Annotated in this window: 4 protein-coding genes; all 4 read left to right on the forward strand. The window is 76.2% G+C overall.

Translation table 11 applies throughout. The features are described 5' to 3' along the window. Window positions 1–143 precede the first annotated feature (143 nt). Genes KPL59_RS25275 through KPL59_RS25290 form a run of 4 tightly spaced genes read left to right on the forward strand, consistent with a single transcriptional unit; the run spans window position 144 to window position 16,403 of the window. Window positions 144–1,991 (forward strand): condensation domain-containing protein, encoded by a 1,848-nt coding sequence (locus KPL59_RS25275; RefSeq protein WP_308187947.1) that lies wholly within the window; start codon window positions 144–146, stop codon window positions 1,989–1,991. After that, the gene (locus tag KPL59_RS25280) at window positions 1,988–14,413 is read left to right on the forward strand and encodes a non-ribosomal peptide synthetase (protein ID WP_226362243.1); all 12,426 of its coding nucleotides are present in this window, start codon (window positions 1,988–1,990) and stop codon (window positions 14,411–14,413) included. The genes KPL59_RS25275 and KPL59_RS25280 overlap by 4 nt, the downstream gene beginning before the upstream one ends. Then, a complete protein-coding gene (locus KPL59_RS25285; RefSeq protein WP_226362244.1) occupies window positions 14,413–15,708 on the forward strand; it encodes an MFS transporter in 1,296 nt (431 codons plus the stop codon). Before KPL59_RS25280 ends, KPL59_RS25285 begins: the two co-directional genes overlap by 1 nt. Continuing rightward, window positions 15,705–16,403: a formyltransferase family protein gene (locus KPL59_RS25290; protein ID WP_226362245.1), complete on the forward strand. Its 699-nt coding sequence runs from the start codon at window positions 15,705–15,707 to the stop codon at window positions 16,401–16,403. Before KPL59_RS25285 ends, KPL59_RS25290 begins: the two co-directional genes overlap by 4 nt. The last annotated feature ends 56 nt before the right edge of the window (window positions 16,404–16,459 follow it).

Raw genomic sequence — 16,459 nt, forward strand, 5'->3', positions numbered from 1 at the left:
CCGGTGACCTGGCCCGACGGCGCCCCGACGGCGCGCTGGAGTTCACCGGCCGGGCCGACGAGCAGGTCAAGATCCGCGGCTACCGGATCGAGCTCGGCGAGGTCGAGGCCGCCCTGCGCGAGCTGCCCGGGGTCGCCACGGCGGTGGTCACCGTCCGTACCGTCGAGTCCGACGGAACCCCGCACCGCAGCCTCGCCGGCTACGTCGTCCCCGGCCCGGGGGCGCAGCCCGACCCGGTCGCGCTGCGGTCGCGGCTGGCCGAGCGGCTCCCCGCGTACATGGTCCCCTCCGCGCTGGTCGTGCTCGACCGGCTGCCGCTGACGGTCAACGGCAAGCTCGACCGTGCGGCGCTGCCCGCCCCCGGCGACGCCGCGCCGGCCCCCGGCGCCCGGGCCGCCGCCGGACCGGAGGAGGCCACCGTCCTGGAGGCGTTCGCCGCCGTCCTGGGGACGGCGGCGGGCCCGGACGACGACTTCTTCGCCGTCGGCGGGGACAGCATCCTGGCCATCCGGCTGGTGAACCGGATCCGCCGGTCCGGGCTGGTGCTCGGTCCGCAGGACGTGTTCCGCGAGCGGACACCGGCCGCCCTGGCCGAGGTGGCCCGCCCGGCGGGGGACACCCGGGCGACCGACGGCGCCGCCGAGGTGCCGCCGTTCCCGATCGTGCAGCGGCTCGCCGAGCTGTCCGGGTCGCACCGCAGGCACAACCAGTCCGTGCTGGTCGAGGTCGGCCCGGGCCGGTCGGTCGCGGCGCTGCGGACCGCGGTGGCCGCACTCGTCGCCACCCACGAGGCGCTGCGGCTGCGGGTCACCGAGGGCCTGCGGGAGATGCACGTGCGCCCCGCCGCCGAGGTCGCGGTGGACGGGTGCGTGCACCAGGTGGCGCTGCCCGACCCGCACGGCCCGGACGGGCGACGGGTGCTGGCCGAGGAGTCGGCCGCCGCGACCGCCCGGCTGGACCCGGAGGCCGGGTCGGTGCTGCAGGCCGTGCTGTTCACCGTCGACGGCGACGAGCCGGACCTGCTCCTGCTGGTCGCGCACCACGTGGCCGTCGACGGGGTGTCCTGGCACATCCTGCTCGACGACCTCGACGAGGCGTGGACGGCCGCCGCCGCGGGCCGCCCGGTGCGGCTCGCCCCGCCGGTCACCTCGCTCGCCGAGTACGGCCGGCTGCTCGCCGAGCGTGCGGCCGACCGCGCGACGCTGGCCGAGTACCGGCACTGGCAGCAGGTGCTCGCCGCGGCCACCCCGGTCGTTCCCGACGCCGGCACGGACGCCGACACCGACACCCGGCGGGCGACCCGCAGCGCGACCCGGACGGCGACCCGGGTGCTCCCCGCCGACGTGACGGACCGCCTGCTGCGGTCCCCCTGGGACGGCACCGAGCTGAGCCTCGCGGCGACGGTCGAGGCGTGGCACCGCTGGTCCCCGCAGGGCCGCGACGACCTCGTCGTCGACCTGGAGCGGCACGGGCGTGAGGAGCTGGCACCGGGCGTCGACCTGTCGCGGACCGTCGGCTGGTTCACCGCGCTGTTCCCGGTGCACCTGGTCCGCCGGGAGGGGGCCGCGGCCCTGTTGCAGGACGTCCGCGACCGGCTCGGTGGCCCGGCCGCGACCGGGATCGGGTTCGGGCTGCTGCGCTACCTGCACCCGCAGACCGGCCCCCGCCTGGCCGCGCTCGGCACCCCGCCGGTCCTGGTCAACTACCTCGGCCGGATGGACGGCGTGTCCGCGGTCGTGGGGCCGGACGACCCGCGGCGCATCGCCGCGCGCACCGAGCAGGACCCCGACCTGGAGGTGCCGCACACCTGCGAGATCGAAGCGATGGTGTGCCGCGGGCCCCGCGGCCCGCAGCTGCACGTCGCACTCACCGCCCCGGGCGCCGTGCTGGACGCCGACGACCTGGACCTCCTGGCCCGGCACTGGGCCGAAGCACTGATCGACATCGTGAACGACCCCGCAGCCGCGGGCACGTCCGGAGGATCGGCATGACCCGCCCGCCCGAGACCGCACACACCCACGCCGAGGCCGGTGCCGAGCCGCGGGAGCTGGCGCTGCTGCCGTCGGTGGCCCGCCTGGCCGAGGAGTCGCCCGAGGGCGGGCCCGGCCGGGTCCGCGGTCTGCTGCTGCGCCACCACGGCGCCGTCGACCCCGACCGGCTCCGTGCGGCCTGGGAGCAGGTGCGGGACCGCCACCCGTGGCTCACCGCGCGGGTCGAGGAGCTGGCGCCCTCGGTCTGGGTCCTGGAGACCGGCGGCCCGCGCCGGGCCGGGCTCGCCGCGGCCCCGGCCGACGACCCGGGTGCGGCGCTCGCCGCCCTGGCGGGGGAGCTGGACCCGTTCGCCGGTGACCTCACCCGCATCGCGCTGCTGCGCGGCAGCACAACCGGCGGCAGAGCGGGCAGCACAGAGGACAACACGGCGGGCGACACACAGGACAGCGGCGACGCGGTCCTGCTCGTGGTCCACGAGATCGCCGCGGACGACCGGGGTGTCGTGCTGCTGGCCGAGGACCTGGCCGCCGCCTACTCCGACCCGGCGGGCTCTCGACCCCCGACCGGCACCGGGCCCGACGACTGCGCCGAGGCCCTCGCGGCCCGGCCCGCACCGTCGGCGGAGGTCGTCCGCTCCTGGACCGGGATCCTCGCCCCGGGCGCCACCCCGTCCGCCGGGGGCGCCCCCGGCCGCGCGGTCGCCACGGCCCGTCCGGGCAGCCCCGCCGCGGACGGCGCCGCCGTCGTCGACGTCGCGGTCCTCGCGCTGGCCGCCGCCCTGCGCGACACCGGGCACGCCGCCGACGAGCTCGTCGTCGACGTGCAGGACGGCACCCGGCCCGACCTGGGCGCCGACCTCGACCGCGCCGTCGTCCCGCTCGCCGGCACCGAGCCGGTGCGCGTCACCCCGGCCGGGGCGACCCGCGCCTCGGCCGGACCACACCCCGGGTTCGACCATCACCGCTTCCTCGACGCCCGCGGCGCCCGGGAGCTGGCCCCGCTGGGCGGGGCCACGGTGCTGCTGCGGCGCCACCCCGAGCCCGACGCGGTCCTGCCGATCGACTGGGCCGACGCCGTGCGGGTCCACGGGGACACCGCGCTCTCCGACGAGCTCGGACAGGTGGGGCTCGTCGTCGACCTGGTGGAGCACGTCGACGCCACGACCGTGGTCGTCCGCGGCGGGATCGGCGAGGACGCCGGCCGGGTGGCCGAGGCCGTCGCCGCCGCGCTCGCCGGGGCCGCGCACGAGCTGGTCGCCACCGCCGTGGCACCGGACCCGGCCGAGTTCGCCGCGCTGGCCGCGGCGGCGCCCGCCCCGGTGCGGGCGGTGCTGCCGCTGTCCCCGCTGCAGGCCGGGATGTACGTGCAGAGCGTCATGGACGCCGAGCGCGACGTCTACTACGCGCAGAACACCTTCCGGATCGCCGACCGGATCGACCTGGACCGGATGCGGGCCGCCGCGGCCCGGCTCGGCGCCGTGCACCCCGCGGTCCGTGCCGGCTTCACCGGGGACACCGCCGCCGGGCCCGTGCAGTTCTGGTGCGCCGAGCACCCGGTGGAGGTCACCGAGGTCGACCTGCGTGCGGACGAGGACCCGGAGGCTGAGCTCGCCGCGGTCCTGGCCCGCGACGCCGAGGTCCGGTTCTCCCTCGCCGACCCGCCGCTGCTGCGCCTGACCGTCGTCCGGACACCCGACGACGACGTGCTGGTGCTGACCTACCACCTGCTGCTGTGGGACGGCTGGTCACGCTCCCGGGTCCTCGACGACCTGTTCACCCTGTACCGGGGCGGCGTGCCGCAGCGGCCGCGCCGGTCGTTCGCCGAGCACCTCGCCGCGCTCGCCGCCGCCGACCGCGACGCGGACCTCGCCGCCTGGCGCACCTACCTCGACGGGGTCGAGCCCACCCTGGTCACCGACGGCGTGCGCGGACGCGAGCTCGTCGTCCCCGAGGTGTTGCACGTCGAGCTCCCCGCCGCCCTGACCGGCCGGCTGGAGGCGGCCGCCCGGCGCGGCGGCGTCACCCTCAACGCGCTCGCGCAGACCGCGCTCGCCCTCGTCCTGGGCGCCGAGACCGGCCGGACCGACGTCGTGTTCGGCGCGACCGTCTCCGGCCGCCCGGCCGACGGCGACGGCCTGGAGGACACCGTCGGCGTCTTCCTCAACACCGTCGCGGTGCGCCTGGGCCTGGATCCCCGGCGCGACCTGCTCGACCACGCCCGCCGGCTGCAGGACGACCGGGCGGGTCTGATGCCGCACGACCACGCCGGCCTCGGCGACGTCCTCGCCGGCCGCGACGGGGACCTGTTCGACAGCCTCTACGTGCTCCAGAACTTCCTCGACGCCGACACCTTCACCGGCTTCGCCCGCGACAACGCCGTCACGGCGATGGACTACTCCGACCACACCCACTTCCCGCTCACCTGGGTGCTCACCCCCGGGCCGCGGATCGTCGTCCGGCTCGAGCACCGCCCCGACCTCGTCGACACCGCGACCGCGCAGCGACTGCTCGACCGCTTCGTGCAGGCCCTGCGCGCGGTCACCACCGCCGGCACACCGGCCGGCGCGGTCGACCTGCAGACCCCCGCCGAGCAGGAGGCCCGCGCCGCGCGGGCCGCCGCCGGCGCGGTCGACGTGCCGGACGTGACGATCGCCGAGCTGCTCGCGGAGCGAGCGGCGGCCTGTCCGGAGCGGACGGCCCTGGTCGCGGCGGGGGAGCGGGTGAGCTTCGCCGAGCTGGACGCGCGGGTCAACGCGCTCGCCCGCGTGCTGCGGGCCCGCGGCGCCACCGCCGAGACCGTCGTCGCACTCGGGCTGCCCCGCTCGGTCGGCAACGTCGTCGCGCTGTTCGCGGTGCTGCGCGCCGGAGCCGCCTACGTGCCGCTGGAGCTCGACCACCCCGACGACCGCCTCGGCGCGATCCTCGCGGAGTCCGGGGCACGGCTGCTGGTCACGACCACCTCGGTCGCCGAGCGGTTCGACGGCGACGTGCCGCAGGTCCGGCTCGACGAACCCGGCCTGTTCGACGGGATCGCCACCGCGCCACTCACCGACGACGAGCTCGGGACCTCCGCACCCGGTACCCCCGGCCGGCTCGACCACCCCGCGTACGTGATCTTCACGTCCGGATCGACCGGGCGTCCCAAGGGGGTCGTGACGCCCTACCGCGGGTTGACGAACATGCAGGTCAACCACCGTCGGGAGATCTTCGCCCCGACGGTCGAGGCCGCGGGCGGACGGGTGCTGCGGATCGCGCACACGGTGTCGTTCGCGTTCGACATGTCGTGGGAGGAGCTCCTGTGGCTGGTCGAGGGCCACGAGGTGCACGTGTGCGACGAGGAGCTGCGTCGCGACGCGGAGCGTCTCGTCGAGTACTGCGGTGAGCATCGGGTCGACGTGGTGAACGTGACCCCGACCTACGCCCACCACCTGTTCGCGGCCGGGCTGCTCGACGGTGACCACGTGCCGCCGTTGGTGCTGCTGGGTGGTGAGGCCGTCCCGGACGGCGTGTGGTCGCGGCTGCGCGACACCGAGGGGACGTGGGGCTACAACCTGTACGGCCCGACCGAGTACACGATCAACACCCTCGGCGCGGGCACCACCGACAGCCCGACGTCCACCGTCGGCACCCCCATCACCAACACCACCGCCCACGTCCTCGACGGCTGGCTGCGCCCCGTGCCCGACGGCGTCGTCGGCGAGCTGTACATCGCCGGGGCCGGCCTGGCCCGCGGCTATCTCGGTCGTCCCGCCCTGACCGCGGAGCGGTTCGTCGCCGCCCCGTGGACTCCGGGCGGCCGGATGTACCGGACCGGTGACCTGGTCCGGCGCCGCCCGGACGGCAACCTCGACTTCCTGGGGCGCAGCGACGACCAGCTCAAGATCCGCGGTTACCGGGTGGAGCCGGGGGAGATCGAGACGGTGCTGGCCGCCGTCGACGGCGTCGACCAGGTCGCGGTCGTCGCCCGCGAGCACGCCGAGGTCCCCGGGCAGCGCCGCCTCGCCGCCTACCTCGTCGGCCCGGCGGCCGACCCGCGGACCGCCCGCGACGCCGCCGCCCGCGCCCTGCCCGACTACATGGTCCCCACCCTGTGGTCGGTCGTCGCCGCCCTGCCGCTGACCGTGAACGGCAAGCTCGACACCGCCGCGCTGCCCGAACCGGCGCCGCTCGCCACCGTCCGCAGCCGTGGACCGGCCACCCCGACCGAGCACACCCTCTGCCGGATCGTCGCCGAGGTCCTGGGGGTGGACACGGTCGGCGTCGACGAGGACTTCTTCACCCTCGGCGGTGACAGCATCTCCGCGCTGACCACCGCGAACCGGGCCCGCAAGGCCGGGCTGCGGATCCGCCCCCGACACGTCTTCGAGGCCCGCACCGTCGCCCGCCTCGCCGAGCACCTCGGTGACGGCGCCCCCGCGGACGCGGCCGATGGCAGCGCAGATCCCGCCCCGGCAGATCCCGCCCCGGCGAGCGAGACCGAGACCACCGGCGACGCCGGGCCCACCCTGGCCGAGGTCGCCGCCCGGCCCCGCCAGGGCGTCGGCGGCAGCATCGAGGCACCCGCCTCGCCCGGCCAGGTCCGGATGTGGGCGCACGAGCAGCTCGCCGGACCGTCCGCCACCTACCTCATCCCACGTACCTGGCAGGTCGAGGGCCCGCTCGACGTCGCCGCGCTGCGCACGGCCGTCGACGACCTCGCGACCCGGCACGACATCCTGCGCACCACCTACCACGACGTCGACGGCCGGCTCGTCCAGCGCGTCCTGCCCGGCACCGCGCCGCGCACCGAGGTCCACGACCGCACCGGAGCAGGAGACGACCAGGTGTCGGACCTTCTTGCCGACCTCGTCCGGGCCCCGTTCGCGCTCGACGCCGAGTCGCCGCTGCGGCTGCACGTGGTGCGCACCGCCGTCGACCGGCACCTCGTCGTGCTCGTGGTGCACCACATCGCCGTCGACGACTGGTCGTTCCGCGCGCTGGTGCGCGACCTCGGCACCGCCTACGCCGCCCGCGCCGCCGGACACGCCCCCGGGTTCACGCCGCTGCCGGTCCGCTACGCCGACTTCACCGCGTGGCAGGCCGAACGCCTCGGCGACGCCCGCGACGCCGGTTCGCTCGCGGCTGCCGAGCTCGACCACTGGGCCCGCGTCCTCGACGGCGTGCCCACCGAGTGCACCCTCCCGCTGCGGCACGGTCGCCCCGAGACGCGCACCGGGGCCGGCGCGGAGGTGCGGTTCACCCTCGACACCGAGCTCACCGCCGGGCTCCAGCGCCTCGCGGCGGCGCACCGGGTCTCGATGTTCATGCTGTTCCACGCCGCCGTCGCGACCCTGCTCGACCTGCACGGCGCCGGCCCGGACACCGTCGTCGGCGCCCCGGTCTCCGAACGCGACGACGACGCGCTCGCCGACGTCCTCGGCTTCTTCGTCAACACCGTCGCGTTGCGCCTGGACCTCACCGGCGACCCGTCGTTCACCGAGCTGCTCGGCCGGGCCCGCGACACCGCCCTCGACGCGATGGCCCACCAGACGGTGCCGTTCGACCAGGTCGTCGAGCGGGTCAACCCCGAGCGCTCGTCCGCCCGGCACCCCCTGTTCCAGGTCGAGATGGTGTACCTGCGGGTCGAGGACGACGCGGGCGATCTGGTGCTCGACGGCCTCGACGTCGAGCCCCGGTGGGTCGGGACCGGCACCGCCAAGTTCGACGCCACCCTGCAGTTCTTCGAGCGCGCCGGCGACAAGCCGGTGATCCACGGCGCCGTCGAGTACGCCACCGACCTGTTCACCGAGCAGGAGGTCGGCGCCGTCGTCGAGCGGCTCCGCGCGGTGCTGGCCACCGTCGTCGCCGACCCGGACCGGCGCCTCGCCGCGCTGCCGAGCGGGGACCGCGGGGCGCGGGCGATGCCGGTCCCGCCCCGCGCGGGCAGCGGCACCCTCGCCTCACTGTTCGACGAGGTCGCCACCGCCCGCGGCGGCGCGACCGCCGTCGTCGCCGACGAGCGCCTGCGCTACGACGAGCTCGCCGACCGCGGCGCCCGCCTGGCCGGGCTCCTCGCCGCCCGCGGGGTCCGCCCCGGGGACCGGGTCGCGATCGCCGTCCCCCGGTCGGCCGCGATGGTCGTCGCGGTGCTCGGGGTCCTGCGCGCCGGAGCCACCTACGTGCCGCTCGACGTCACCGCCCCCGCCGAGCGCACCGCGCTGATCGTGTCCGACGCGCGGCCACGCTGCGCTGTCGTCACCGACGCCACCCGGGCCCTGCCCGGTGACGTCGACCTGGTCGTGCTGGACGACCCGGACACCACCCGGGACGCGGCGCCGCTCGCACCCGTCGCGGTGCCGCCCGCCCAGCCGGCCTACGTCATCTACACCTCCGGCTCGACCGGCCGGCCGAAGGGCGTCGAGGTGCCGCACACCGCGGTCCTCGACCTCGTCGCCGCCGCCGACCGGCACTACGACCTGTCCGCCGACGACGCCTGGTCGCTGTTCCACTCGATCGCCTTCGACGTGTCGGTGTTCGAGATGTGGGGTGCGCTCGCCCACGGCGCCCGCCTCGTCGTGCCCGACCAGGAGACCGTCCGCTCCCCGGAGGCGTTCTGGGAGCTGCTGCACACCGAACGGGTCACGGTGCTGAGCCAGACCCCCTCGGCGTTCGACCAGCTCGCCGAGGCCGAGCCCGCCGGCGCGGGCGACGCGCTGCGCTACGTCGTGTTCGCCGGGGAGGCGCTGGAGACCCGGCGGCTGCGCCCCTGGTACGCGCGCCACCCCGAGGACGCACCCCGGCTGGTCAACATGTACGGGATCACCGAGACCTGCGTGCACACCACGTTCCGCGCCCTGCGCCGCGCCGACGCCGAGGCCGGGGTCAGCCCGGTCGGCGTCGCGCTCGACGGTCTCGACGTCGAGCTGCTCGACCACCGCCTGCGCCCGGTGCCCGACGGCGTCGTCGGCGAGGTCTACGTCCGCGGCGGCCAGCTCGCCCAGGGATACCTGGCCCGGCCCGGCCTGACCGCGTCCCGGTTCGTCGCCGACGCCGGGGGCGGACGTCTCTACCGCTCCGGTGACCTGGCCCGCCGCGGCCCCGGCGGCGAGCTCGAGTTCGCCGGCCGCGCCGACGACCAGGTCAAGATCCGCGGGTTCCGGGTGGAGCCCGGCGAGGTCGAGGCCGCCCTGCTCGGCCTGCCCGGCGTCGGCCGCGCGGTCGTCCTGCCCTGGGACGGCCCCGGCGGCACCCAGCTCGTCGCCTACGTCGTCGCCCCCGCCGGCACGGCCGCCCCGCGCCCCGACGGTGCGCGGCTGCGGGAGGAGCTCGCCGGTCTGCTGCCCGGCTACATGGTCCCCGCCGTCGTCACCGTGCTCGACACCGTTCCGCTCACCCTGAACGGCAAGCTCGACCGCCGTGCGCTGCCCGCTCCGCAGCTGTCCTCGGCCGGGGGCCGCGCCGCCGCCGGACCGGCGGAGGAGGCGGTCGCCGCCGCGTTCCGCGCCGTGCTCGGTGTGGACCGGGTCGGTGCCGACGACGACTTCTTCGCCCTCGGCGGCCACTCGCTGCTCGCCCTGCGGCTGGTCCACGAGCTCGGCGGCGACGTCAGCGTCCGTGACGTGTTCGACCACTCCACGGTCGCCGGGCTCGCCGAGCTGACCGGGCGTGGTGGCCCGGCGGGCCGCCCGGCGCTGCGCCCGGCCGCCCGCACGGGCCGCGCACGGTCGCTGTCCGCCGGGCAGCGCCAGATGTGGGCCCTGCACCGGGTGTCCGGCCCGGACGCCGTCTACGACGTGCCGAACGTGCTCCGCCTGCGCGGCCCGCTCGACACCGCCGCCCTCGCCGACGCCGTCGCCGACCTGGCGGTGCGGCACGAGGTGCTGCGCACCGTCTACACCGACGGCGACGGCGGCCCGGTCGGCGTCGTCGTCGACCGCGACCGGGTGCGCGCGGCCGTGCTGCACGAGCGGGTCACGCCGGAGACCCTCGACGAGCGGATCGCCGCCGCCGCGACCCACCCGTTCGACCTCACCGCGGAGCCGCCGCTGCGGGCGGTCCTGCTGGAGCTGGACCCGGCCGACCACGTCCTCGTCCTGACCCTGCACCACATCGCCACCGACGAGTGGTCGTGGCGCCCGCTGGTCCGCGACCTCGAACGCGCCTACGCCGACCGCCGCGCGGGTCGCGGCGCACCCGAGCCGGCGCCGGTGCAGTACGCCGACTTCGTCGACTGGCAGGCCGCGTGCCTGGCCGACGGGGCCGCCACCTCGGCCGCGACCCAGCTCGACCACTGGCGCCGCGTTCTGGACGGCGCCCCACCGGAGTGCACGCTGCCCGCGGACCGCCCGCGGCCGGCCACACCGACCGGGGCCGGTGGCGTCGCGCGGGTCGAGATCGGCCCCGAGCTCACCCGCGCGGTGCACCGGGTCGCCCGCGAGCGCGGCGTCACCACCTTCATGGTGCTGCACGCCGCCCTGGCCGTGCTGCTGGCCCGGCACCGCTCCGGCGTGCTGCACGCCGCCCTGGCCGTGCTGCTGGCCCGGCACCGCTCCGGCGGCGACGGCTCGGACACCGTGGTGGGCACCCCCATCTCCACCCGGTTCGACCCGTCGCTCACCGACGCCGTCGGCTACTTCCTCAACACCCTCGCGCTGCGTCTGGACGCCCGCGGCGACCTCACCGTCGGTGAGCTGCTCGACGCGGCCAGGGCCGCGGACCTGACCGCCTACGACCACGCCGACGTCCCGTTCGCCGACGTCGTCGGCGCCGTCGGGCCGCCACGGGCACCGGGGCGGAGCCCGCTGTTCCAGGTGATGCTGGTCTGCCTGTCCGGTGAGACCGACGTCGTGCACCCGAGGTTCGACGGCGTCGAGGTGAGCACGCACCACGTCGACACCGGCACCGCGAAGTTCGACGCGTCGTTCAACTTCCACGATGCGCCGGACCTGCTGACCGGGGTCGTCGAGTACGCCGAAGACCTGTTCGACGCCGACACCGTCGCCCGCGCCGCCGACCGGTTCGTCACGGTGCTGCGCGGCCTCGTCGGGGACCCGGCGACCCGGGTCGGCACGCTCGACGTGCTCGCCCCCGCCGACCGCGCGCTCGCCGCCGAGCGTGCCCGCACCGCCGCGACGGAGGTGCCGGACGTGACGATCGCCGAGCTGCTCGCGGAGCGGGCGGCGGCCTGCCCGGAGCGGACGGCGCTGGTCGCGGCGGGCGAGCGGGTGAGCTTCGCCGAGCTGGACCGCCGAGTGACTGCGCTGGCTCGGGTCCTGCTGCGTCGGGGGGTGGGCCCGGAGTCGGTCGTGGCGCTGGGTCTGCCGCGGTCGGTGGGCAACGTGGTGGCGTTGTTCGCGGTGCTGCGTGCCGGTGCGGCCTATGTCCCGTTGGAGTTGGACCATCCCGACGAGCGGCTGGCGGAGATCCTCGCCGCGTCGGGGGCGGTGTTGCTGGTGACCGATTCCACCGTCGCCGCTCGCTTCGATCCGTCCGTGCCGCAGGTGCGTCTGGACGAGGCGGGTCTGTTCGACGGTGTCCCGGACACGCCGCTGACCGTCGAGGAGCTGGGTGCTTTCGCGCCCGGGACTCCGGGTCGGTTGGACCATCCCGCGTACGTGATCTTCACGTCGGGGTCGACGGGGAAGCCGAAGGGTGTGGTGACTCCGTTCCGTGGGTTGACGAACATGCAGGTCAACCATCGTCGGGAGATCTTCGCTCCGACGATCGAGGCGGCGGGTGGTCGGGTGCTGCGGATCGCGCACACGGTGTCGTTCGCGTTCGACATGTCGTGGGAGGAGCTGCTCTGGCTGGTCGAGGGGCACGAGGTCCACGTGTGCGACGAGGAGCTGCGTCGTGATGCGGAGCGGCTCGTGGAGTACTGCGGTGAGCATCGGATCGATGTGGTGAACGTAACCCCGACCTATGCCCATCACCTGTTCGCCGCGGGTCTGCTCGACGGCCCGCACGTGCCGCCGTTGGTGTTGCTCGGTGGTGAGGCGGTCCCGGAGTCGGTGTGGTCGCGGCTGCGTGACACCGAGGGGACGTGGGGTTACAACCTGTACGGGCCGACCGAGTACACGATCAACACTCTCGGCGCGGGTACCGACGACAGCGCCACCTCGACGGTCGGGCGGCCCATCACCAACACCCGCGCGGTCGTCCTCGACCCGTGGCTGCGGCCGGTGCCCGACGGTGTCGCCGGCGAGCTGTACGTCGCCGGGATCGGCCTGGCCCGCGGATACCTGGGCCGGCCGGACCTCACCGCCGAACGGTTCGTGGCCGACCCGTGGACCCCGGGGGAGCGGATGTACCGCACGGGTGACCTGGTGCGGCGCCGCGGCGACGGGAACCTGGACTTCCTCGGCCGCAGCGACGACCAGCTCAAGATCCGCGGCTACCGGGTGGAGCCGGCCGAGATCGAGACGGTGCTGGCCGCCGTCGACGGCGTCGGGCAGGTCGCCGTCGTCGCGCACCACACCGCGACCGGCCCGAAGCGGCTGGCCGCCCACCTCGTCCCCGCCTCCGGGGACACCCCGCTCGAGCCCGTCGCCGTGCGCGACACCGCGGCCCGGCTGCTGCCCGACTACCTCGTGCCCACGCTGTGGTCGGTCGTCGCGGCCCTGCCGCTGACGGTCAACGGCAAGCTCGACACCGCCGCGCTGTCCGAACCGGCGCCGCTCGCCACCGCCCGCAGCCGCGCCCCGCGCACCCCGGTCGAACGGACCCTCTGCCGGATCCTCGCCGAGGTCCTCGGGCTGGACACGGTCGGCGTCGACGACGACTTCTTCGGCCTCGGCGGCGACAGCCTGTCCGCGATCGGGATCGCCGACCGCGCCCGCGCCGCCGGACTGTCCCTGCGGGTCCGCGACGTGCTGGCGCACCCCACCGTGTCCGGCCTCGCCGCGGCACTCGGCGACGTCCCCGACCTCCCGGACCACACCGGGACGGACGGCGAACCGGGCGCCGGACCGGACAGCGGGGCACCGGCGGCCGCCGACGCCGCGCCGGCCGACACCGTTCGTGCCGACACCGTCCCCGCGGACACCGTCTCGGCGGACACCGTCTCGGCGGACACCGTCTCGGCCGACCGGATCGAGCTCACGCCGGTCATGCGCCGGCTCGAGGAGCTCGGCGGGCCGATCACCGGATACCACCAGGCCACCCTGGCGCGGACCCCGGTCTGGTTCACCGCCGACGACCTCACCGGGCTGGCCGGGCGGCTGCTCGACACCCACCCGACCTTCCGGGCCGCCCTCGTGACCGGCGACGACGGCCGCTGGGAGCACCTCGCCGTCGCCCCGGCCGGGACCCTCGACGCCGCGTCCCACACCCGCCGGGTCGACGCGACCGGTCTCGGCGACGACGAGCTGGCCGCAGCGGTGACCGCCGCGACCGTCGCCGCCCGCGACGAGCTCGACGCCGCTCCCGGCGGGATGCTGCGCCTGGTGTGGCTCGACCGCGGACCCCGGACGCCCGGGCGCCTCGTCGTCGCCGCGCACCACCTGGCCGTCGACGGCGTGTCCTGGCGGCTGCTCGTCGCCGACATCGCCGCCTGGGGCCCCGGTGGGACCGGTACTCCCGCGCCCCCGGAACGCACCACCTTCGCCCGGTGGTCGCGGCGGCTCGCCGAGCACGCCGCGTCCCCCGAGGTCCGCTCCGAACGCGACGGGTGGGTCCGCCGCGTAGCCGAGGCGGCACCGTTGCCGCTGCGCCGCCCCCGCGCCGCGCACGACGTCGTCGCGGGGGAGCGCCGGACGAGCGTCACGCTCCCGGCCCGGCTCGGCACGGCGCTGCTCGTGGACCTGCCGCGCCGCAGCGGCGCCGGACCGGACGGCGTGCTGCTCGCCGCGCTCGGCGAGGCCCTGCAGGAGCTCCGTCCCGGCGGACCCGTACTGGTCGACACCGAGAGCCACGGGCGCCTCGACGACCTGGCCGACCCCGAGGCCCCCGACGGCCGGTGCGACCCCGCCCGCACCGTCGGCTGGTTCACCGTCGTCGCCCCGGTCCCGGTCGGCCCCGCCGGCCCCGACCCGGACGACGCCGTCCGGCGGGTCGCCGGCGCCCAGCGCGAGTTCGGCGACGGCGGCGTGGGCCACGGCCTGCTCCGCTTCGTCGCCGGGAGCGGGCAGGCCCTGCCGCCGTCCGGTGCCGAGGTCGAGCTGAACTACCTCGGTCGGATCGCCGCAGGCCCCCCGCCGCGCGACGACGCCTTCTCCGCCGCACCCGAGACCGCGGCGGTCCAGGTCGGTGCGCCCGGCGACGTCCGGTCCGGGCACGCACTCGTGGTCGACGTGCTCGCCCGCGAGACCCCGGACGGGCCCGAACTGGAGGCCGGCTTCACCCACGCCCGCGGGGTACTCGACGACGACGCCGTCGACCGGGTCGCGCACCGCTGGACCGAGACCCTCGAGAGCTGGGCGCGCACCACCCGGGAGGAGATCTGATGGCCGCCGGGATCCTGCTCGACCTCAGCCCGCTGCGCGAGGACCGGACCTTCCGGAACCTGTTCGTCGGGCGCACGATCCTGCTGTTCGGGGTCGGCGTCGTCGCGGTGACCGTGCCGCTGGAGGTCTACAGCCGCACCGGGTCCACCCCGACCGTCGGGCTCGTGGCCGCCGTCGAGTCGGTCGCGTTCCTGCTCGGCTTCCTCGGCGGCGGGGTGCTCGCCGACCGCACCGACCGCTGGCGGCTCATCCGCATCACCTGGGCGCTGAGCGGGATCTCGTTCGCCCTGCTCGCCGTCAACGCAGCGGTGTGGGGGTCGACCGCGCTGACCGCGCTGTTCGTCGCCACGAACGGGCTGTCCGGATCGGTCTGCATCACCGCGATGCTCGCCGTGATGCCGTCCATCGTGGACCGTTCCAAGCTGCACGCGGTCGGTGCGCTCAACACCGTGTCGCTGCGGCTGGGGTCGGTGCTGGCCCCGGTCCTCGGCGGCCTCGCTTTCGCCGTCGGCTCCGCCGCCTGGAACTACGCCGCGGGTGCGGCGGCCGCCGCGCTCACCTGGGTGCTGCTCGCCGTCACCCCGCCGCCGGGCCACGGCCGGGTCGCGGGAACCGCGGACATCCCGGAGGAGCACCTCGCGGACGGGACGGCCCCGGACGCAGTGGAGGGACCGCTGCGCGCGTTGCGCACCGGTGGCCGGTTCGTCCTGGGCGAGCCCGTCGTGCTCGGGGTGATGGCCGCCGGGATGGTGGGCATGCTCGGCGGCGGCTCGATCGTGCTGGTCCCGGCGCTGGTCGCGGCCCGCTTCGACGGTCTCCCGGTCGCCGTCGGCGCGATCTACGCCGCGCTCGCGCTCGGGGTCGTGGTGGGCTCGCTGGCCAGCGGCTGGGTCCGGCGCCACCCACGGCCCGGACTGCTGCTGCTCGTGCTGATGGTCGGGTGCTTCGCCCTCTACACGCTGGCCGGCGCCGCCCCCGCGCTGTGGCTGACGCTCGTGGCGCTCGTCGCGGCCGGCGCGGTCAACGCGGTCGAGGAGGTGCTGCGCTACGCCCTGCTGCAGCTGCGCACCCCCGACGCGCTGCTCGGACGGGTCAACAGCCTGTTCTCCGCCCAGGCGATGGGCGGTGCCGCGGTCGGCGCCGTCGTCGCCGGGACGGTCGGGGGGATCGTCGGCGACGCCGACGCCCTGTGGGTCTACAACGCCGTGATGACGGTGGTCGCGCTCCTGGCGGGGGTCCTGCTGCGCCCGCTGCGCCGCGCCACCCGGGAGTCGGTCGAGGAGCGAGTCGCATGATCTTCGTCGGGGACGGGGCACTGCTGTGGCGGGCCGTCCGGTACGCGCTGGACCGCGGGCACACCGTCGACGCGGTCTGCCACGGTCCGCGCAGTGCCGCTCCCGACGGGGTGCCGCCCCAGGTCGCCGTGCACGAGGTCGCCGACGGCGCCGCGCTCGACGCGCTGGCCGGTGACCTCACGGCCCGGTGTTCCGACGGGCTCCTGTGGTCGCTCGACAACCCGTTCCTGCTGCGCGAGGGCCTGCTCGGCTCGGGGCTGCGGCTGCTCAACGTGCACGGCGGGCCGCTCCCCGGTTATCGGGGGCTGCCGCTCGCGACGGTGGCGTACGCGATCCTGCACGGCGAGCAGGAGTTCGCGGCGACCCTGCACGAGATCGAGGCCGGGATCGACACCGGGCCGGTGCTCGCCGAGTCCCGGTTCCCGATCGACGACGACGCCGTCTTCGAGGACGTGATGATCGACCTCGTCGACGCCGCGCACGAGGTCTTCACCGAGCACCTCGACGCGGTGGTCGCCGGCTCCGGACCGACCCCGTACCGGCCCGACGGGGTGCCCGGCTACTACGGCCTCGCCGAGGCCCGCGCGATCACCGGCATGCGCGACCACCCGCGGTACGACCGGGCGACCGAGCTCGGGTTCTTCGCCGACGTCTGGCCCGAGGCCGCGCAGGCCTGGGGCGCGGACGGGACGTGACGAACGTGATGAATCCGGGACATGGCGATGCTCGTTCGCCGCCCGCTCCTGACTTA

The organism is Pseudonocardia sp. ICBG1142 (assembly GCF_020496255.1).
GTDB lineage: Bacteria > Actinomycetota > Actinomycetes > Mycobacteriales > Pseudonocardiaceae > Pseudonocardia.

Excerpts from the sequence above, each read along its gene's own strand:
- KPL59_RS25280 (WP_226362243.1), top strand. The coding sequence starts at position 1,988 with ATGACCCGCCCGCCCGAGACCGCACACACCCACGCCGAGGCCGGTGCC.
- KPL59_RS25290 (WP_226362245.1), top strand. The coding sequence starts at position 15,705 with ATGATCTTCGTCGGGGACGGGGCACTGCTGTGGCGGGCCGTCCGGTAC.
- KPL59_RS25285 (WP_226362244.1), top strand. The coding sequence starts at position 14,413 with ATGGCCGCCGGGATCCTGCTCGACCTCAGCCCGCTGCGCGAGGACCGG.